Source organism: Arthrobacter sp. TB 23 (genome assembly GCF_000294595.1).
Lineage (GTDB): Bacteria > Actinomycetota > Actinomycetes > Actinomycetales > Micrococcaceae > Arthrobacter_D.
Genome location: NZ_ALPM01000097.1, coordinates 35,992 through 55,815 on the forward strand (window position 1 = coordinate 35,992; position 19,824 = coordinate 55,815).

Genomic DNA, 19,824 nt, shown 5'->3' on the forward strand with positions numbered 1-19,824 from the left:
GGTGTTCCGGGACCTGCACCGGGAATGATGAGCGCGGGTGCGGGCGCTAGGAGTCTGTTGCAGACCGCTCAATGGAGTCCCAGAGCGCATCGACCCAGGGGAGATCCTGCGGGGCGTCGCCGGAGGAGCCGACTGCTTCTTCGCCTGGTTCGGTGTCGCCGACCACCACATAGCGGGTCTCACCGGGCATTACCAGGAAAATTCGTTCGCGGGCCTGGGCCTTGATATAGGCGGGGTCCTCCCAGCGGGCGAGCTGCCGCTGGGATTCCAGTTGGGTTTCCTCCAGGGCGGCAATCTCGTCCCGCAGAGTGTTGAGCTCGCCCTGCTGGAGCAGGTAGGTTCGCACCGATGGCGCCAGGAGCACCGTGATGGTCACCAGCACTACCGCCAGCGCCAAGAGCCGACCGGAGAAGGATTTGGCCGGAATGGGCTTGGCATCCTCGGCCGGCACAATTGCTGGCGCTTCACGCCGGAACGGTTGGCGTGCCCGCCGGATGGTGCCAGCGAGTTGCAGCCGCTGCTTCGCCCGTTCCTCTGACGGGGTCAGAGGTGTTGGCGCCGGACGCGGTGCGGGTCCTGCCGGTTTCCCGNCCGCGTGTAGCCGGTTTGGCTGCGGTGGACTTGCCTGCACCCGCGACAGGCTTCTTGGGTGTTCGCCGCGCCGTAGGCGTGGCGTGTGTCCCATGCCGGTTGATGGGTGCTGGTGCCGGCGGCGCCTGAGGACCAGCGCTGCGCGGCACCTTGGGGCGGCGGGTAGACATCAAAACTCCTCAAAATCCTCTGTATCGGGACTGGTGGCCTGTGAGCCGTCCCTATTACGAGGGTAGCCGCCGCTGCTGCTAACTAGGCTTTGAAACGCGGGAAGGCGCCTCGCCCTGCGTACCGGGCGGCGTCGTCGAGCTCTTCTTCGATCCGTAGGAGCTGGTTGTACTTGGCCACCCGCTCGGATCGTGCCGGAGCGCCGGTCTTGATCTGGCCGGCGTTGGTTGCGACGCAGATGTCAGCAATCGTCGTGTCCTCGGTTTCACCTGACCGGTGCGAGGTAATGGTGGTGTAGCCAGCACGCTGCGCCATGGAGATCGCATCGAGGGTCTCGGTCAGTGTTCCAATCTGGTTGACCTTGACCAGCAGCGAGTTGGCGGTGTCTGCTTCGATGCCGCGGGCGAGACGCACTGGGTTGGTGACGAAGAGATCGTCGCCAACCAGCTGAACCTTTGAGCCGACCTGTTCGGTGAGGGCTTTCCACCCGTCCCAGTCTTCTTCATCCAGGGGGTCCTCGATGGAAACCAACGGGTAGTCGCGCACCAGTTCACCGTAGTAGGTGTTCATGTCGGCGGAGGACAACGTCTTCCCCTCGAAGTGGTAAGCGCCGTCCGTGTAGAACTCCGAAGCCGCTACATCCAGTGCGAGGGCAATGTCCTGACCCGGCGTGTAGCCGGCACGCTCGATGGCTGTGGTGATCAGGTCGAGCGCATCGCGGTTGGACGGCAGGTTTGGCGCAAATCCGCCTTCGTCGCCCAACCCGGTGGCAAGGCCCTTTTCCTTGAGCACGGACTTCAGTTCGTGGTAGACCTCAACGCCCCAGCGCAGACCCTCGGAGAAGGATTCGGCGCCCAGGGGAACGATCATGAACTCCTGGATGTCGACGTCGGAGTCGGCGTGGGAGCCGCCGTTCAGGATGTTCATCAGCGGAACGGGCAGTACATGGGCGTTGGGGCCGCCGAGGTAACGGTAGAGCGGCAGCTTGGAGGACTCCGCGGCGGCGCGGGCGATGGCCAGGGAAACGCCGAGCATCGAGTTGGCGCCAAGGCTTGACTTGTTCTCCGTGCCGTCGAGGTCAATCATGGCCTGGTCGATGGCCCGCTGGTCGGTGGCATCGAAGCCGAGGAGCGCCGGCTGGATCTGCTCGATCACTGCTTCGACGGCCTGCAGAACGCCCTTGCCGAGGTAGCGGGCCTTATCGCCATCACGACGTTCGTTGGCTTCGAAAGCACCGGTGGAAGCACCGGAGGGCACAGCCGCACGGCCGAAGGTGTCGTCGTCGAGCAGTACTTCCACCTCGACGGTGGGGTTGCCGCGGGAATCGAGGATTTCACGCGCGTGGATGGCGTCGATGATGGCCATGTATTGCTCCTTTGGTTCTAGGGTGAATAATCTCAAGGCGTCCGGTCAGGGCTAACCTGACCGGTTGATGGGTTCGATCCCAGCCTAGTGGAAACGTCTGTCGCAGCGCCTTTCATGTCCTCCGGAAGACTGGTGCGTGAGCGCTCCTGAAATCGGAGTGCCGCTGAGCGTAGCGCCCGCTCCGGGTCGAGCCCGCTCGCGATGGCTCGCTGCACCACCTCGAGCAACTGCTCCCCCAGTTCGGCTTCGGTTTGCGGTTCGGCGCCCGCCAACGCTGCGGCTGGCTCAGGCAGCGGATCAGCGGCCCGACGCAGGGTTTTGGCCGCCAGAGCCAGAGCGGGAAGGTGCGTGGGTATTCCGTGGAACGGATCAACCCGACCGGGCTCCTCCGCACGCTTGACCTGATGCCAGGTCTCAACGATCGATTCGATCGAGGAGGGAAAGCTCTGCCGCAGCGTTCCGTCGGGCGCGAAGACGTGGGGGTTGCGACGGACCATCTTGCGTGTCAGACCGTCGATCACGTCGGTGAGGTCGAAACGACCGTGCTCCCGCTGCAGTTGGGCGTGGAGTACCACCTGCAGCAACACATCACCCAGTTCCCCGCGCAGGTTGGCCGCTGAGTCAAGACTGGCAGCGTTGTTTGAGGCGTCGTCGAGCGCATCGACCAGCTCGTAGCACTCCTCCACCAGATACTCGACGAGTGAAGCGTGCGTGAGTTCAGCCATCCAGGGGCAGTGTTTCCGGAGCTGGGCTACCACCTCGACCAGCCGGTCCAGCGGATGCTGGCCTCCTGGCGAGGCGGAGCCCGGCGGCGACTCAGGCATCGGCGCGAAGAAAACCTTCGGTGACGTAGTCGGCAAGCGCCTCACGGTCTTCGAGTGGCAGGAACGCTGCGTTGACCGCGTTGAGGGTCAGCTCCAGCAGATCGTCCAGGTCATAGTCGAAGGTTTCGGAAAGTAGCTCGAACTCGTCGGTCAGGGTGACACCGCTCATCAGGCGGTTGTCGGTGTTGACGGTCACCTTGAATCCCAGCTGGAACAGCAGGTCGATGGGGTGGCTGGCGATGTCCCCGCCGAACGCTGCGATGGCTCCGGTCTGGAGGTTCGAGGAGGGGCACACCTCAAGGACGATGCCGCGGTCGCGTACCCAGGCGGCCACCTGGCCGAGGGTGACGACGCCGAGTTCGGGCTCTTCGCTGTCCTCGTCATATTCAATCTCGATGTCTTCGGCGATCCGAACCCCATGCCCGAGGCGTAGCGCGTGCCCGTGAACCAGGGCGTCAACGATGCTGTCCAGACCAGCGGCCTCGCCAGCGTGGACGGTCACCGGGAACTGGTGTTCTGCCAGGTAGGTGAACGCGTCCTTGAACCGGGACGGCAGGAATCCATCCTCGGCGCCGGCAATATCGAACCCGACGGCGCCCTTGTCGCGGTGGCGAACGGCCAGTTCAGCGATTTCCTGGCCGCGGTCTGCGTGCCGCATGGCGGTGATCAGCTGACCCACCTGGATGGCCCGGCCGCCGGCAACGATTGCGTCGACGCCCTCGTCGAGGCCCTGCTGGACAGCTTCAACGGCTTCGTCAAGGCTGAGGCCCTTGGCGGTGTGCTGTTCCGGGGCCCAGCGCACCTCACCGTAGACGACGCCGTCGTCGGCCAGGTCCTCAACGAACTCGCGGGCTACGCGGATCAGGCCTTCGCGGGTCTGCATGACAGCGATGGTGTGGTCAAAGGTCTCGAGGTAGCGGACCAGGGAACCGGAGTTGGCTGATTCCCTGAACCATTCGCCCAATGCCACCGGATCGGTGGACGGCAGTTGGTGGCCAACCGCTTCGGCTAGTTCGATGATGGTGGACGGGCGCAGGCCGCCGTCCAGGTGGTCATGCAGGGACACCTTGGGCAGGCTCCGCAGGTCGAAGGAGAGGTCGGTCGCTGGGGAGATTATTGGCTCAGTCACTTCACTTACCTTACGCGAGGTGCTTTGTGGGGACTAGCGCTGAGGCGCCCGTTCAGGCACGGCACCGTTACTTGCTGTCCGAGTGAACCCTGGCCGGCTCGGGACGCATCGGCGTTGAGCCGCGGACCGCTGCAATGATGCGGTCCACAACGATCCCGAGAATGACGGCGATCCCGATGGCTACCATGACGCCGAGCAGATGATTGTGCTCGAACCAGGAGCCTGCGAGGACGCCAATGCCGACCGAGTAGGTCGACCACACCACCGCCGAGAGTGCGGTGAGCCCAACAAAGCTTCGGCGTGAATACCCGGTGGCCCCTGCCGTGAGGTTCACCGCCACCCGCCCGATGGGGATGAACCGTGCCACAAGGATCAGTGAGGCAGCGCGCTTTTGCAGCTCATATCCGGCCCAGGCAAAGGAGCGTTGCATGCGGGCCGAGCGCATCCAACGGAACCGTCGGGTGCCGATCGCTTTTCCCATCGCGTACGCAATGTTGTCGCCGATGAACGCCCCGAGACCCGCCGAAATTATCAGGAACCAGGGGTTGGGAACACCTTGGGTGAGCACTAGTGAGGCGAGCCCGACAACCACCGATTCGCTGGGGAAGGGCGGGAAGAACCCGTCGACGGTGCAGCAGATGAACACCAGGAGGTAGACCCAGGGTTGCTCGGCGGTGCTGAGGATGAAGGTGCTGACCGCGTTCAGGGCTGTGATGACAGCGTCCATGTTCGATCTACCCCCTTTTCCGCCCTTGCTGACTGTCCGACAGTTATCACGATGCCATCCGCCGAGGGTCGCCGCCATGGGTGGACCCCCTGACACAACCCCTGTTTCCCTCAGGGCTGGGCCCGGTTGTGTCAATGCCAGGTTGGTCGGGCCAAGTTGTTCGGGCCAGGTTGTTCGGTCGCCGTGATACCTCAACGTTAGGGCGAGGAGGTCCCGGACCGCGTCGCCCGTTCGGCTGATCTTTGGGCTGCCCGCATCCACCCACAGGGGGACATCACCGCCAGGACAGTCCGGCGGCGGCGCGCTCGGCGCGGCTGTTACGCCTCGGCGATACGGTCCAGGATCAGCTGATAATTGGGCCTGGATCCTTCGGGCGCAATGACGACGGCGCCGTCGAGCGCCTCGCGTGCCCGATCGAACTTCTCGGGGGTATCGGTCAGCAGGGTCATCAGCGGCTCGCCAGCCCGCACCAGAGCACCGGGCTTGGCGTGCATCCGGATTCCGGCCCCTGCCTGCACTGCATCTTCCTTACGGGCTCGTCCCGCGCCGAGGCGCCAGGCGGCAACCCCAACGGACAGCGCATCCAGTTCCACCAGAACCCCGTCAGCGGGAGCAAAGATAGTCTCGGATTCCTTGGCTACCGGCAGGGTTGCGCGGGGATCGCCGCCCTGGGCTTCGATCATTTTGTTCCACACGTCCATGGCGCGCCCGTCCTGCAGCGCGGCGGCCGGATCCGCGTCCTTCACCCCGGCGCAGGCAAGCATTTCCTCCGCAAGTCTGACGGTCAGTTCGACGACGTCCTGCGGGCCGCCGCCGGCCAGCACCTCAACCGATTCCTCAACCTCGATGGCGTTGCCTGCGGTGAGGCCCAGTGGGGTCGCCATGTTCGTGAGCAACGCAACGGTGTTGACGCCCGCGTCCTGGCCCAGGGCGACCATGGTGCGCGCCAGCTCGCGGGCCTGCTCCAGATTCTTCATGAACGCGCCGCTACCGACCTTGACGTCGAGCACCAGCGACCCTGTGCCTTCGGCGATTTTCTTGCTCATGATTGAGGAGGCAATAAGCGGGATCGCTTCGACCGTACCCGTCACGTCACGCAGCGCGTAGAGCTTCTTGTCGGCGGGCGCCAGACCGGCTCCCGCAGCGCAGATCACGGCCCCGACGTCGGCCAGTTGGCGCATCATTTCGTCGTTTGTCAGGTCGGCGCGCCAGCCGGGGATGGACTCCAGCTTGTCCAGGGTACCCCCGGTGTGGCCCAGTCCACGCCCCGAGAGCTGCGGGACTGCTACCCCGAAGACCGCGACCAGGGGTGCCAGTGGGAGCGTGATCTTGTCGCCGACGCCGCCCGTCGAGTGTTTGTCGCTGGTGGCTTTGCCGAGCGACGAGAAGTCCATCCGCTCACCGGAGGCTATCATCGCCGTCGTCCACTGGCTGATTTCCTCACGGTTCATGCCGTTAAGGAGGACCGCCATGTTGAGAGCGGCCATTTGCTCATCGGCGATGGCACCGCGGGTGTACGCGTCGATGGTCCAGTCGATCTGCGCCGGGCTGAGGGTGCCTTTGTCCCGCTTGATCCGGATGATGTCGACGGCGTCGAACTGCTCAGACATGAGTGGGGGTGTCCTTTACTTCATAAGTCTTGGTGGGCATGGGATCCGCTTGCTGAGTTTCAGGCGAGGTGCTCGGGGCCGAACGCGTCGGGGAGCACCTCATCCATGGTCTTGATGCCGCTGACCGTCAGGAGCAACATTCCGGGCGCCCGGAACTCGTACAGGAGCTGCCGGCAGCGCCCGCAGGGCATCAGGGTGTTGCCGTCGCCGTCAACACAGCTGAATGCGACGAGCTTGCCGCCGCCGGTCATTTGCAGTTGGCTCACCAGTGAGCACTCAGCGCAGAGGGTCAACCCGTAGGAGGCGTTCTCTACATTGCACCCGGAGACGATACGCCCGTCATCGGTCAGGGCTGCTGCACCGACCGGGAACTTGGAGTACGGCACATAGGCGCGGCGCATCGCTTCGGTTGCGGCCTGGGTGAGCTGGTCCCAGGGAATCCGGTCCGGTTCAGGGGCCGTCGAGGTCACGATCACTCCTTCATGTACGGGGTGCCGCTGGCTGCCGGGGGCCGGGAACGTCCGACGAGTCCAGCGACGGCGAGAATGGTGACAATGTACGGGAGCATGGCCATGAACTGGCTCGGCACTGACGTGCCGACGATGGATAGCACGTACTGCAGGTTGGTGAAGAAGCCGAAGAGGAGTGCTGCGAAGAACGCTCCGATTGGGTTCCACCGCCCGAAGATCAGTGCGGCCAGGGCAATATAGCCGGCGCCCGCCGTCATATCCCTGGAGAAAGCACTCACGGAGACGAGGGTGAAGAAGGCTCCACCGAACCCGGCCACTGCTCCGCCGAGCAACACGTTCCAGAATCGGGTCGAGTTGACCTTGATGCCCATGGTGTCCGCTGCCTGCGGGTGCTCGCCGACGGCCCTCACGCGCAGACCCCACTTGGTGTGGAAGAGACCGATGTAGATCACAATCACTGCCACATACATGAGGTAGCCGACGATGCTCTGCTTGAACAGGATCGCACCGATGATCGGAAGTTCGGAGAGTAGCGGGATGCTGATATCGGGCAAGCTGGGCGGCGAGTTGAACGCGCCGGGGTCGCGGCTCAGGAGAGTCGAGGCGAGGAACCCGGTGAGGCCCGAAACCAGCACGTTCAAAACCACGCCGACAATGATCTGGTTGACGAAATACTTGATGCTGAACACCGCGAGGACCAGGGAAACCATGGTTCCGGCGAAAGCAGCGGCGATCAGCCCCACGTAGGCGTTGCCGGAGATCGAGGCTGCTACTGCCGCCGCAAACGCGCCGGACAGCAGTTGACCCTCGATCGCAATGTTCACTACCCCCACGCGTTCACACAGGACACCCGAGAGGGAGCCGAAGATCAGCGGAATGGCGAGGGTGACCGACCCCGCGATCAGGCCGGACAGCGAGATGCTGGGAGTGTTGGCGCTTCCCACCACCCAGGTGAGGAAACCGATCATGAACAGCACACCGTAGATGATCGGGATCCATTTGTTGAGCTTTCGGCCGTTCCTGACCTGCAGGAACGCGTAGACCGCGAGCAGGGTCAGTGCGACGGCGGTGAACCAACCCACCGCTGTTGCGGGCAACGCGACATCGGCCAGCCGGAACCGGTCCGAATCGTCGGAGATACGGAAGACCGCCGTCTGGGCGGGGCTACCCGCGGCAAACACCAGCAGGGCGACCAGGGCGCCGATACCGAACCCGATGGGCGCTTTCCAGTTCCTCACTGTTGCGCCTGGCGCCTGCCTCTTGGGCCGCGCTTCTGTTGCGGTGCTCACGCCAGGCCTCCAGCTGCAGTTGGGGTGGTGATGTCCTCGGACCGGTCAGGCTTGTTGGACTTCTTTTTCTTCTTTTTCTGGTCGATCCTGAAGATGGCTTTGATCAGGGGTGGCGCCGCAATGAAGAGAACGATCAGTGACTGCACCACCAAGACAATGTCGATGGGGGTACCGGTCTGGGTCTGCATCTGGACCCCGCCGGCGCGGAACGCGCCGAACAACAACCCGGCGAAGAAGACACCCCAGGGGTGGGACCGGCCCAGCAGCGCGACGGTGATCGCGTCGAAGCCGAAGCTGGCGGCGATACCGCCCGTGAGGACCTTCTCGGTGCCAGCGACCTGGGCGACGCCAGCAAGTCCCGCAAGCCCGCCGGCGAGCATCATGACCACGACGTACCCTTTGGTCACACTGATACCGGCGGTACGGGCGGCGTGCGGGTTGGCGCCGACCGCACGGAGTTCGAACCCGGTGGTTGAGCGGTTCAGCAGCCACCACACGCCGTAGGTCGCGGCAATTGCGACGAGGAAACCGAGATGCAATCGGTAGCCGGATCCCAGGATCAGCGGGAACATTGCCGAGTCATCGAGTCGGGGGCTGATGGGGTTGGACGACCCGGGGTTCTGGAAGGCCGGTGTGAATAGCAGGTAGGCCACCAGGTACACGGCAACATAGTTGAGCATGATGGTGACAATCACCTCGTGGGCACCGGTGCGGGCCTTGAGAATGCCCGGGATGAAACCCCACAGGGCGCCACCAATGAACCCGGCGAGCACTGCTATCAACAGGTGAATACCTGGCGGCAGTTCGAGGGTGAAACCTACCCAGGCCGCGAAGGTCGCGCCGATGATGATCTGGCCCTGGGCACCGATGTTGAACAGTCCGGTGCGGAACGCGATGGCCACGCCGAGGCCGGCGAGGATCAGCGGGGTCGCGACGGTGAGTGTTTCGGTGAATGGCCGGATCGATGCGGCCAAGGTATCGGCACGAGGGTTGAACACGGCGCCCTGGAACAGGGCAATGTAGGCACCGCTGGCCGCTTCCCAGGCCGCCGAAAGCATGTCGCCGGGGCGGCTGAAGAAGTACGACGACGTCTCGGCGACCCGCTCGTCAGTCACTGCGATGAGTAGCCCACCGAGCACGATCGACAGCACTACCGACAGCAGTGCCACCAGTGTGCTTCCGCCCATGAGCCGGTGCAGGACGCTGCGTGAGGCATCGCCGGATTGCGACTGTGAACTCATTTTTTCTCCTTTGCGGACTGGCCAAACGCCTCGTCCGCCGTCATTCCGGCCATCATCAATCCGAGGATGTCACGAGTGGTGTCTCCGGGGACCACACCCATCAGCTTTCCGCGATGCAGCACGGCGATCCGGTCAGCAAGTTCACTGATTTCGTCGAGCTCGGTGGACACGATCATCACCGGGGTGCCGCCGTCGCGCTCCTGGACAATGCGCTTATGCAGGAACTCGATGGAACCGACGTCGACGCCCCGGGTGGGCTGGGAAGCGATGAACAGGTGCAGTGGCCGTGAAAGTTCGCGTGCCAGCACCACCTTTTGCTGGTTTCCGCCGGACAGCGTGCCCACAGCAGAGTCGGCTGACTGGGTACGCACGTCATATTCTTCGATCTTCGCTGTGGCGTTGGCCTGCACCACCGCGGGTTTCATGGCCAGGCCCTTGGCAAAGGGGGGTTCGTTGTACCAGTTGAGGATCAGGTTCTCGGCGACGGAGAAACTCCCGACCAGCCCGTCGACCGTGCGGTCCTCGGGAACGAAGCCGACGCCCTGCCGGATCACCTGGCTGGCTTTCATCCCGATCAGCTCGGTGCCCTTGAGCGTGATTGAGCCGCTGGTATGGGACTGCAGGCCCATGATCGCTTCGGTCAGTTCGGTCTGCCCATTGCCCTGGACGCCCGCGACGGCAAGGATCTCTCCTTCGGCGATGTCGAACGTGACGTCGTCGACCAGGCGCTGCCCGGTGGCGGACAGGACCGTGAGGTTCCGGACCTGGAAGGTGCGTTCTCCCGGGGTCGCTGGTGCCTTGTTAAGGCTCAGGCTGACCTGGCGGCCGACCATCATGTTCGCGAGGTCGGTGGTGCTGGTGCTCGGTGCAACGCTGCTCACCACCGCGCCGCGGCGGATCACGGTGATCACGTCGGAGACGGCGCGGACCTCCCGCAGCTTGTGCGAGATGAACACAATGGCTGTGCCTGCTGCTTTGAGCTGCCCGATGATTTCAATGAGTTCGTCGGTTTCCTGGGGGGTCAGGACTGCTGTGGGTTCATCGAGGATCAGGATGCTCGCGTTGCGAACGAGGGCCTTGATGATCTCGACCCGCTGCTGGACGCCTACGGGGAGGTCCTCGATCAGGGCGTCGGGGTCGACGTCGAACCCGTACCGTTCGGAGATGTCCCGGATCTTGGCACGGGTTTTCTCCAGATCGAGGATCCCACCGGCGCGGGTGAACTCGTCCCCGAGCGCCACATTCTCGGCGACGGTGAAGACCGGGACCAGCATGAAGTGCTGGTGCACCATGCCGATTCCCGCGGCCATCGCATCACCCGGACCATTAAAGGTCACTTCCTTTCCGTCGAGCAGAATGCTGCCCTCGGTAGGCTCGTAAAGTCCATAGAGGACATTCATCAGGGTGGACTTGCCTGCGCCATTTTCGCCCAGCAGGCAGTGCACTTCGCCCGGTTTGACGATCAGATCGATGGAGTCGTTGGCCACCAGGGTGCCAAACCTCTTTGTTATTCCCTGCAGTTCGAGCAGCAACGGACTCCAACCACCTGTTCTGGGTCAGGACCAGATAACAGCGGAGGGAGCCGCTGAACTGGTCGATAAGATTTCGCTGGTCACCAGCCTAAACGCAAAACGCGCCGCCGGTCCGTNCCGTGTGCGGTATATCCTCACGCGGAGCGGCGGCGCGTTATGCCAGAGCTGTTACTGCTGTGGGCTGGCTTCAGATTCCACAACGATGTCCCCTGAAATGATGCCGGCCTCGATCTCTTCCAGTTCGGCCATCAGTTCTTCGGACACGGCGTCCTCCTGGTCGTGGAATGGTGCAAGGGCCACGCCACCGTTTTCGAGGGTGCCAACGTACGGGGTGTTATCGAAGCTGTCATCAACGTCGGTGCTGATAACTTCTTCAACTGCCTCGCCCATGAGCTTCATGACCGAGGTCAGGATGTACTCGTTACCGGCGTTGACGGTCAGGAATCCGTCGGAGTCAACCCAGATCACCTTGGCGTCGGCGCCGTCGGCGTTGGCTTCCTCGACGGCCTCAATGGTGCCTGCACCAACCGGACCGGCAACCGGCATGATGATGTCGGCGCCTTCGTTGATGAAGTTTTCGGTGTTGGTCTTACCGTTGGCGAGTGACTCGAAGTCGCCGGTGAAGGTACCGGTCTGAGCTTCCTTGTCCCAACCGAGCAGCTGGACGTCGGCGTCCTTCTGCTCGTTGTAGTAGGCAACGCCATCGGCGAAACCGTCCATGAAGATGGTGACGGTCGGAATCTGGATGCCGCCGTAGGTGGCAACAGTTCCGGTCTCGGTGGTGCCCGCTGCGGTGTAGCCAGCGAGGAAGGCGGCCTGGGCCGTGTCGTAGATGATCGGCTTGACGTTCGGCAGCTCGATCTGGTTGTCATCGACGATGGCGAAGTTGGTGTCAGGGTTTGCCTCGGCTGCCTCTGCAGTGGTCGCCGAAAGCAGGAAACCGACGGTGACGATCATGTCGCAACCCTCGGTGACCATCGAGTTGACGTTCGGTCCGAAGTCAGTCTCGGCCTGCGACTCGGCCTGGCGGACCTCAATGCCGAGGTTTTCCTGGGCAGCGGTGATGCCCTCATAGCTGGACTGGTTGAACGACTCGTCGTCGAAACCGCCCTGGTCAGAGACGATGCAACCGGTGTAGTCAATCGAGGCTGCAGTTGCTTCGGCACTCTCATCCGAGCCTGCGGTGTCTTCAGGTGCCGCGCCGCAACCTGCGATCAGCAGTGCCGAAACACCAAGCATCGCGGCTGAGAGGGCCGTCTTGTTGTTGAGGCGCGTAGTGGTGCGCTGTGAGTTCTTCAAAATTCCTCCAGAAAGAAATGGGCCCCACGGCTGAAGACCTCAATGAGTGACCGCCCGTTACCACGCGAACGTGTGCAGAGCTCTGTTTTCACTGATTTTTCGTAGGCACTGGGCCGTGCCGGGGCCGGCACGATATGAGCATACTCTAGCGGCGTGCCGGCCTCGCACCTACCAAATCAGGCGACGGAAATCACATTGTTCAGGATTTGTTACCAACGGGTATTGCGTTGGAAACACTCTCGGACCACGCCGCGCTCAGCGCCTCCAACGAGGAGATCCGGGAGGCGACGTCGTACGTGGTTCCGGTGACCATCAGCTCGTTCACCCCAGTGCGCTGGACCAGGTCATCGAGGCGTTGGACCACCTGTGCCGGTGTGCCCACTGCCTTGATGGCCGGGAGATGATCGAGCACCATAAGTTCCTGGTCCGTGAGAACGCGGGCCGCGGCGGCTTCAGGGGAGACGATCGGGCCCAGCTGCCCGGAACGGAGAGCCAACGCCATGATCCGGGCGGGGCCGGCCAGGTATTGCGCTTCCTCCTCGGTGTCGGCGGTGAGCGCCGACGTGGCCAGCATGGAGTGCGGCTCATCGAGGACCGGGGAGGGCTGGAAGTTGGACCGGTAGAGGTTCATGATGGCTGCCGGGTCCTCGTTGCCGAAGTGATGGGCGTAGCTGTACCGGACGCCGAGCATGCCGGCGAGCTGCGCGGAATATCCGCTGGAGCCCAGCAGCCAGACCTCGGGGGAACTGGTTGCCGACGGCGTTGCAACCAGATTCAGCGCCTGATCCGGCGATCGGTGGTCGCCGAGCAGGCTCATTACCTGGAGGACGTGCTGGGGGAACTCTTCCACGCCAAGACCACCGGCTTGCCGCCGCAGCGCCATCGCCGTGGCCTGATCCGTGCCGGGGGCCCTGCCGATGCCCAGGTCAATCCGGTTCGGGTAGAGCGCTTCGAGCAGCGCGAACTGCTCGGCGACCACAAATGGCGCATGGTTGGGGAGCATCACTCCCCCGGAGCCAAGCCGGATCCGCTCGGTCCTTGACGCCAGATGCGCCATCAGGACGGGCGGGGAGGTGGACGCAACGGCGGGCATGTTGTGGTGTTCGGCAACCCAGAAGCGCCTGAACCCCAACCGGTCGGCTGCCTGCGCAAGGGTGGTGCTGTCGGCTAGTGCCTGCCCGGAGGACTTTCCGACGCCCACTGTAGCGAGATCGAGGACTGACAGGGGCGGACGGGTATTCACTGATGTACTCACATGGGGGTAACCCGCCCCGTACCGGCTCTATTCCGTCCAGCCCCACCACCCGGGATCTATCCCGGGTGGTGGCCCGATCCCAGGGGGCCTAGTACCTCACGCCGCGGATGGCCCGGAGGGCCGCGTTGGCCATCACCCGGACCCCGCAGCTGATGGCGTGTTCATCAGGGTTGTAATCGCCACGGTGCAGGTCGTAGGTCTCGCCGCCGTGGGTGCGTGTGCCAAGACGCATCATGGCGCCGGGCACTGCCTGGGTCATCCAGGCGAAGTCTTCGCCGCCCATCGACTGCGGGGTGAGCACGACGGCGTCCGGCCCCAGTTCCGCCCGGGCCGCCGCTTCGAGCAGGCCGGTCTCCCCCTCGGTGTTGATGACCGGCGGCACTCCGCGGGTGTGTTCCAGGTGGACGTCGACGCCGAAGGGCGCGGCGATCTGGCGAACGGTACTGTCCAACAGATCACCGGCAGCCTCCCAGGCCTCCCCGTCCAGGCACCTCATGGTGCCGGACATGAAACCGTGGCCGGGGATCGCGTTTGGTGCGCTGCCAGCGTGGATCTGCCCCCAAACCACCGAGACGGCGCTGCGGACGTCGATTCGGCGGGACAGTACGGCTGGAACGTTCACGGCAATGTTCGCCAGCGCGAACACCAGGTCCTCGGTCAGATGGGGGCGTGAGGTGTGCCCGCCCCTCCCGGTGAGCTCCACCCGGACGGTGTCCGACGCGGAGGTGATCGCGCCGATCCGGGTACCCACGAGGCCGACGTCGATGTGGGGATCACAGTGCAACGCAACAATGCGGGGCACATCGGCGAGCACTCCCTGCTCAATGACTTCCAGCGCTCCACCGGGCATCATCTCTTCAGCAGGCTGGAAGATGACTCGGATGCGGCCGCCCAGCGGTTCGTCGTCGTGCATTTTCGCCAGGACCAGCGCAACGCCGAGCATCACCGTCGCATGGATGTCGTGCCCGCAGGCGTGGGCGATGCCGGTCGACGCCGAGGCATACGGCAGCCCTGTCTCTTCAAGTACCGGCAGCGCGTCAATGTCGGCGCGCAGCCCCAAGCGGATGGGGCCTTCACCAATGTCGACGTAGAGGCCCGTATATTCGAGCCGCTGCGGCGCCAACCCTGCCGCCGCCAGGCGTTCGACCAGCTGGTCTGTGGTGCGGTATTCCTTGTGCGAAAGTTCGGGGTGCATGTGCAGATCGCGTCGGAACCGGGTCAGCTCCTCGAGCATGGGGGCAAGCCACACGCCGATGGGAGGGGCTGCTGACGGAACGGGTGGCGCACTGCGGTTGGTTTGCACCACTCCAGCCTAGCCACAGCCGGTCCACACCATAGAACTGTGTGGCAGCATGAAGCGTCCGGATGCACCCCAGTGGAGCTACAGGACGTCGGTTTCGCCGCTGGCGCGCAGGTGCTCGACGGCCTTTTTCACTTCCTGGGCGTGCTCCTTGGTGGTCACGAGCAGGGCATCGGGGGTGTCGACAATAACGACGTCGTCGATTCCGATCAACGCGATCACCCGTTTGGTATCCGAGACGACGATGCCCGAGGCGTTGTCGGAGAACACCCTGGCCCCTTCGCCCATCACGGTCAGCTTGCTGTTTTCGATGGCCGGGTTCAGGCGACCGATGGCGGCGAAGTCCCCGACGTCGTCCCAGCTGAAGTTTCCGGGAATCATTGCGACGTCGCCGGCAGCGGCGGCCGGTTCAGCGACAGCGTAGTCAATGGCGATCTTCGGGAGGGTAGGCCAGACCCGCCGGGCAACCTCGACCCGTGATGGGGTATCCCAGGCCCGGGCAATCTCGGTCAGGCCGGTGTAGAGCTCGGGCTCGTTCGCTTCCAGGTGGCGGAGCATCAGTGCCACCGGGGCGACGAACATCCCGGCGTTCCAGCTGTAATCTCCGGTCTCAAGGTAGCCGCGCGCCACCTCTTCGGAAGGTTTCTCGACGAACTCAATGACGGCGTGGGCGCTGGGCGCACCCTCGATGTGGAGGTTCCTGCCGGCCCTGATGTACCCAAATCCGGTGGCGGGGAGGGTGGGCTTGATTCCAATGGTGACGATATACCCCTGCGCTGCGGTGTGGATCGCCTCGCGGACTGCCTCCTGGAACACCTCGACCGGGGTGATGACCTGATCGGCTGCGAAGGAGCCCATGATGATCTCGGGGTCGCGTTGGTACAGGATCGCTGCAGCAAGGCCGATCGCCGCCGCGGAGTCCTTGGGCTCACTCTCCAGGACCAGATTGGCGTCCTGGATTTCCGGGATTTGCTTCAGGACTGCACGACGGTGCACCTTCCCGGTGACCACCATGATGCGGTCCCCGGTCAGGGGCCCGAGCCGATCGTAGGTGGCACGGATCAGGGTACTGCCGGATCCGGTCAGGTCGTGCAGAAATTTGGGAGCAGCGGCCCGCGACAGCGGCCAGAGACGCGTCCCGACCCCTCCGGCGGGTATTACGCCGTAGAAACGTCGGAGCGCCTCGTCTGGATTTTGGGCACCAGCCCTTTGCGTAGTCATCGTTTCCACGGTAGTGCACTCCACAAAATTCTCGCGGCTCAACGCGTTCGCGGCGTGCGTTGACCCGGTCGGCGCCTGTCAAGAGGCCCGCCACCATAGCCCCTGTTAAGAATGTCACAGCGTAGGGAAGCCTAAATTGTCTGCGCAGGTGACGGAGCCTACATTAGGATCAAGTGAAGAGTGCTTTCGCATCGGCGTCTTACCTGCGTGGCAGACACGCAAACGCCGGGCGTTGCAGGGGAGGTTATTTCAGTGTCGAAGACACCAGCAGGCACCCTTTATCGCGGCCGTGAAGGCATGTGGTCCTGGGTAGCCCATCGTATTACCGGAGTAGTGATCTTCTTCTTCCTCCTGGTCCATGTGCTTGACACCTCGTTGGTGCGCGTGTCCCCCGAGGCTTATGACGCAGTGATCGAGTCCTATAAGAACCCCATCATGGGCCTGGGCGAACTTGGGTTGGTAGCAGCGATCGTGTTCCACGCGTTCAATGGTCTGCGCGTCATCCTGATCGACTTCTGGAAAAAAGGCCCCAAGTATCAGCGTCAGCTGCTCTGGGGCGTCGTCGGGCTGTGGGCAGTCACCATGGTCGCGTTCTCCATCCGTCATCTCGCGGTTGTCTTCGGAGGTTAAGCCATGACTAACCCAGTAATTGAAAGTCCCCGCTCGGGACGCGTTGCGCCCGAGTACACGCGCACTGGTGCCAGCAAGGGCAACTTTGAAATGGTGGCCTGGCTGTTTATGCGGGTCTCCGGCGTCATCCTGGTGGTGCTGATCTTCGTCCACCTGTGGACCTCGCTGATCGACGGCGACGGCATCAAGGGTGTCGACTTCGGCTTCGTCGCAGGCAAGTGGGCAAGTCCCATCTGGCAGATCTGGGACCTGGTGATGCTGTGGCTGGCCATGCTGCACGGCACCAACGGTGTTCGCACCATCATCAACGACTACGCCGAGAAGGACTCCACCCGGTTCTGGCTCAAGAGCGTTCTTTACGCCTCCACCGTCGTTATCATCGTGCTCGGCACCCTGGTGATCTTCACCTTCGATCCGTGCCCCGTGATCGACGGCGTGGCGCATGTAGCGCCATACTGCCCGGCCCCGTAGGGCTCTCGACGCTTCCGGCCGCCGGCGCGGCCGTTCGGTAACAACAGAAAGAACAACACGTATGCAGGTCCACAAGTACGACGTCGTAATCGTGGGTGCCGGCGGCGCCGGTATGCGCGCCGCCATCGAATCCGGTCAGCGCGCGAAGACGGCAGTACTGACCAAGCTGTACCCGACCCGCTCCCACACTGGCGCGGCGCAGGGTGGCATGTGCGCGGCCCTGGCGAACGTTGAGGAAGACAACTGGGAATGGCACACCTTCGACACCGTCAAGGGTGGCGATTATCTGGTTGACCAGGACGCTGCGGAGGTAATGGCGAAAGAAGCCATTGACGCCGTGCTCGACCTTGAGAAGATGGGCCTGCCGTTCAACCGCACACCCGAAGGCCGGATCGACCAGCGTCGCTTCGGCGGTCACACCCGTGACCACGGCAAGGCCCCCGTCCGCCGGTCCTGCTACGCGGCTGACCGCACCGGTCACATGATCCTCCAGACGCTTTACCAAAACTGTGTCAAGCACAACGTCGAGTTCTACAACGAGTACTACGTCCTCGACCTCCTGACCGTTCAGGAGGAAGTGACTGTCGACGGCGTGACCAAGCTGCAGACCAGGGTTGCCGGAGTTGTCTCCTACGATCTGGCCACGGGCGAGCTGCACGTGTTCCAGGCCAAGTCGATCATCTTCGCCTCCGGCGGCGTCGGCAAGGTCTACAAGACCACCTCCAACGCGCACACCCTGACCGGTGACGGCATGGGCATCGCCTTCCGCCGTGGCATCCCCCTGGAAGACATGGAGTTCTTCCAGTTCCACCCGACCGGCCTGGCCGGTCTGGGCATCCTGCTCTCGGAGGCTGCCCGCGGCGAGGGCGCGATCCTGCGTAACTCGGAGGGTGAGCGCTTCATGGAGCGCTACGCCCCCACCATCAAGGACCTGGCACCCCGCGACATTGTGGCCCGTTCCATGGCCAACGAGGTGCGGGAAGGCCGCGGTTGCGGCCCCAACAAGGATTACGTCCTGTTGGACCTCACCCACCTGGAACCCGCTCACATTGATGCCAAGCTTCCGGACATCACCGAGTTCGCGCGGACCTATTTGGGTGTGGAACCGTACACCGAGCCGGTCCCCGTGTTCCCCACGGCCCACTACGCGATGGGTGGCATCCCCACCAACATCAAGGCGGAGGTGCTGCAGGACAACGACACCGTGGTGCCGGGCCTGTACGCCGCCGGTGAAGTGGCGTGTGTGTCGGTGCACGGCTCGAACCGCCTGGGCACCAACTCGCTGCTGGACATCAACGTGTTCGGTAAGCGTGCCGGGATCTACGCGGCCGAATACGCGCTGACCGCCGACTTCATCGAAATCCCCGAGAACCCCCTCACGGAAACGCAGTCGCTGCTGGACACGATGCGCAGCTCCGAGGGTGGCGAACGGGTGGCGCAGATCCGCAAGGAACTGCAGGACATCATGGACGCCAATGTCCAGGTATTCCGCACCGAGGAGACCCTGCTGGAGGCGCTCAGCGTCATCGATGGTCTCGAAGAGCGGTACAAGCACGTCACCGTCCAGGACAAGGGCAAGCGTTTCAACCTTGACCTGCTGGAAGCCGTCGAGCTGGGTTTCCTGCTCGACATGGCCAAGGTCATGACCGCCGCTGCCTTGCACCGGAAGGAATCCCGCGGGGGCCACTTCCGCGAAGATTTCCCCGAGCGGGACGACGAGAACTACATGACCCACTCGATGGCATACAAAGATCCAACGGCCACCGAAACATCCGGCGTGCGTCTGAAGACCAAGCCGGTTGTCTTTACCCGTTACCAGCCCATGGAGCGTAAGTACTAATGAGCACCGAAACAGTCGAAAGAGAACCAGCCTCCAAAATCGAGCTCGCGCCGGGAATCGGCGGCGGCGGAGAAATCCCGACGTTCGACATCACGCTCAAGGTCCGCCGGTACAACCCCGAGGTCTCGGACGAGGCCCACTGGGACGAGTGGAACCTCACCATGTACGGCACGGACCGCGTGCTCGATGCCCTTCACAAGGTCAAGTGGGAGCATGACGGCACGGTAACCTTCCGGCGCTCCTGCGCCCACGGGGTGTGCGGCTCCGACGCCATGCGGATCAACGGCCGTAACCGGTTGGCCTGCAAGACCCTGCTGAAGGATCTCGACACGTCGAAGCCCATCCTGGTGGAACCCATCAAGGGCCTCCCCGTGGAGAAGGATCTGATTGTCGACATGGAACCGTTCTTCCAGTCATTCCGTGAGGTCATGCCGTTCCTGGTCAACCGCGGCCACGAGCCCACCAAGGAGCGTCTGCAGTCCTCCGAGGAGCGCGAACGCTTCGACGACACCACCAAGTGCATCCTGTGCGCCGCGTGCACCTCGTCCTGCCCGGTCTTCTGGACCGATGGCCAGTACTTTGGCCCAGCAGCGATCGTGAACGCCCACCGGTTCATCTTCGACTCGCGCGACGATGCCGGCGACATGCGCCTCGAGATCCTGAATGACAAGGAAGGTGTGTGGCGGTGCCGCACCACGTTCAACTGCACCGAAGCCTGCCCCCGTGGCATTCAGGTCACCAAGGCCATTGCTGAGGTCAAGCAGGCCATTCTGAGCCGCAAGATCTAGTTGGTCACCACCCGCATTATGCGGTGCTTGCGCTGTCGCCGGACTGCCGCCGACAATTGGGCTGGGCTCATCAG

The 19,824-nt window shown here is 63.5% G+C and carries 18 protein-coding genes; 4 read left to right on the forward strand and 14 right to left on the reverse strand.

The window, feature by feature from the left end; translation table 11 throughout:
* Positions 1-46 precede the first annotated feature (46 nt).
* The 14 genes from B384_RS20665 to B384_RS0113800 all read right to left on the reverse strand — a co-directional run bounded on the left by B384_RS20665 (position 47) and on the right by B384_RS0113800 (position 16,021).
* Positions 47-685, reverse strand: coding sequence for a septum formation initiator family protein (locus tag B384_RS20665; RefSeq protein ID WP_156809109.1), 639 nt, complete (start codon positions 683-685; stop codon positions 47-49).
* Between the two features lie 158 nt (positions 686-843).
* Positions 844-2,124 (reverse strand): phosphopyruvate hydratase, encoded by a 1,281-nt coding sequence (gene eno, locus B384_RS0113740; RefSeq protein WP_019483678.1) that lies wholly within the window; start codon positions 2,122-2,124, stop codon positions 844-846.
* 32 nt (positions 2,125-2,156) lie between these two features.
* Positions 2,157-2,948, reverse strand: a complete 792-nt coding sequence (locus B384_RS0113745) for a MazG nucleotide pyrophosphohydrolase domain-containing protein (protein ID WP_019483679.1) — start codon at positions 2,946-2,948, stop codon at positions 2,157-2,159.
* Complete coding sequence (locus B384_RS0113750) at positions 2,941-4,077, reverse strand: adenosine deaminase (RefSeq protein ID WP_019483680.1); 1,137 nt, start codon at positions 4,075-4,077, stop codon at positions 2,941-2,943. The genes B384_RS0113745 and B384_RS0113750 overlap by 8 nt, the downstream gene beginning before the upstream one ends.
* Before the next feature lie 67 nt (positions 4,078-4,144).
* Entirely contained in the window at positions 4,145-4,783 is a 639-nt protein-coding gene (locus tag B384_RS0113755; RefSeq protein ID WP_024476548.1) for a DedA family protein, read from the reverse strand.
* Between the two features lie 338 nt (positions 4,784-5,121).
* Positions 5,122-6,414, reverse strand: a complete 1,293-nt coding sequence (locus B384_RS0113760) for a thymidine phosphorylase (RefSeq protein ID WP_019483682.1) — start codon at positions 6,412-6,414, stop codon at positions 5,122-5,124.
* A gap of 59 nt (positions 6,415-6,473) precedes the next feature.
* A complete protein-coding gene (locus B384_RS0113765; protein ID WP_019483683.1) occupies positions 6,474-6,890 on the reverse strand; it encodes a cytidine deaminase in 417 nt (138 codons plus the stop codon).
* Entirely contained in the window at positions 6,887-8,173 is a 1,287-nt protein-coding gene (locus B384_RS0113770; RefSeq protein WP_019483684.1) for an ABC transporter permease, read from the reverse strand. The genes B384_RS0113765 and B384_RS0113770 overlap by 4 nt, the downstream gene beginning before the upstream one ends.
* Positions 8,170-9,414: an ABC transporter permease gene (locus B384_RS0113775; RefSeq protein ID WP_019483685.1), complete on the reverse strand. Its 1,245-nt coding sequence runs from the start codon at positions 9,412-9,414 to the stop codon at positions 8,170-8,172. Before B384_RS0113775 ends, B384_RS0113770 begins: the two co-directional genes overlap by 4 nt.
* A complete protein-coding gene (locus tag B384_RS0113780; protein WP_019483686.1) occupies positions 9,411-10,946 on the reverse strand; it encodes an ABC transporter ATP-binding protein in 1,536 nt (511 codons plus the stop codon). The genes B384_RS0113775 and B384_RS0113780 overlap by 4 nt, the downstream gene beginning before the upstream one ends.
* Before the next feature lie 168 nt (positions 10,947-11,114).
* Complete coding sequence (locus B384_RS0113785) at positions 11,115-12,245, reverse strand: BMP family ABC transporter substrate-binding protein (RefSeq protein ID WP_019483687.1); 1,131 nt, start codon at positions 12,243-12,245, stop codon at positions 11,115-11,117.
* Positions 12,246-12,444: 199 nt separating this feature from the next.
* Positions 12,445-13,488, reverse strand: coding sequence for an LLM class flavin-dependent oxidoreductase (locus B384_RS0113790; protein ID WP_019483688.1), 1,044 nt, complete (start codon positions 13,486-13,488; stop codon positions 12,445-12,447).
* A 100-nt stretch (positions 13,489-13,588) separates the two neighbouring features.
* Positions 13,589-14,734 (reverse strand): amidohydrolase, encoded by a 1,146-nt coding sequence (locus B384_RS0113795; RefSeq protein WP_083850952.1) that lies wholly within the window; start codon positions 14,732-14,734, stop codon positions 13,589-13,591.
* A 147-nt stretch (positions 14,735-14,881) separates the two neighbouring features.
* A complete protein-coding gene (locus tag B384_RS0113800; RefSeq protein WP_019483690.1) occupies positions 14,882-16,021 on the reverse strand; it encodes a mannose-1-phosphate guanylyltransferase in 1,140 nt (379 codons plus the stop codon).
* Positions 16,022-16,273: 252 nt separating this feature from the next.
* Here B384_RS0113800 and sdhC point away from each other — a divergent pair, with 252 nt between their 5' ends.
* The 4 genes from sdhC (at position 16,274) to B384_RS0113820 (ending at position 19,750) form a co-directional block, all read left to right on the forward strand.
* Positions 16,274-16,651: a succinate dehydrogenase, cytochrome b556 subunit gene (gene sdhC, locus B384_RS0113805; RefSeq protein WP_083850950.1), complete on the forward strand. Its 378-nt coding sequence runs from the start codon at positions 16,274-16,276 to the stop codon at positions 16,649-16,651.
* A 3-nt stretch (positions 16,652-16,654) separates the two neighbouring features.
* Positions 16,655-17,122 carry a succinate dehydrogenase hydrophobic membrane anchor subunit gene (locus tag B384_RS0113810; protein WP_019483692.1) on the forward strand — a complete coding sequence of 156 codons (468 nt, stop codon included), beginning with the start codon at positions 16,655-16,657 and terminating at the stop codon, positions 17,120-17,122.
* 61 nt (positions 17,123-17,183) lie between these two features.
* Positions 17,184-18,962, forward strand: coding sequence for a succinate dehydrogenase flavoprotein subunit (gene sdhA / locus B384_RS0113815; protein ID WP_019483693.1), 1,779 nt, complete (start codon positions 17,184-17,186; stop codon positions 18,960-18,962).
* Positions 18,962-19,750: a succinate dehydrogenase iron-sulfur subunit gene (locus B384_RS0113820; protein WP_019483694.1), complete on the forward strand. Its 789-nt coding sequence runs from the start codon at positions 18,962-18,964 to the stop codon at positions 19,748-19,750. Before sdhA ends, B384_RS0113820 begins: the two co-directional genes overlap by 1 nt.
* Positions 19,751-19,824 lie beyond the last annotated feature (74 nt).

Bases quoted from the DNA above. Each gene is read 5' to 3' on its own strand.
- eno (WP_019483678.1), bottom strand. From the start codon at position 2,124: ATGGCCATCATCGACGCCATCCACGCGCGTGAAATCCTCGATTCCCGC.
- B384_RS0113745 (WP_019483679.1), bottom strand. From the start codon at position 2,948: ATGCCTGAGTCGCCGCCGGGCTCCGCCTCGCCAGGAGGCCAGCATCCG.
- B384_RS0113760 (WP_019483682.1), bottom strand. From the start codon at position 6,414: ATGTCTGAGCAGTTCGACGCCGTCGACATCATCCGGATCAAGCGGGAC.
- B384_RS0113775 (WP_019483685.1), bottom strand. From the start codon at position 9,414: ATGAGTTCACAGTCGCAATCCGGCGATGCCTCACGCAGCGTCCTGCAC.
- B384_RS0113795 (WP_083850952.1), bottom strand. From the start codon at position 14,734: ATGCTCGAGGAGCTGACCCGGTTCCGACGCGATCTGCACATGCACCCC.
- B384_RS0113800 (WP_019483690.1), bottom strand. From the start codon at position 16,021: ATGACTACGCAAAGGGCTGGTGCCCAAAATCCAGACGAGGCGCTCCGA.
- B384_RS0113810 (WP_019483692.1), top strand. From the start codon at position 16,655: ATGACTAACCCAGTAATTGAAAGTCCCCGCTCGGGACGCGTTGCGCCC.
- sdhA (WP_019483693.1), top strand. From the start codon at position 17,184: ATGCAGGTCCACAAGTACGACGTCGTAATCGTGGGTGCCGGCGGCGCC.
- B384_RS0113820 (WP_019483694.1), top strand. From the start codon at position 18,962: ATGAGCACCGAAACAGTCGAAAGAGAACCAGCCTCCAAAATCGAGCTC.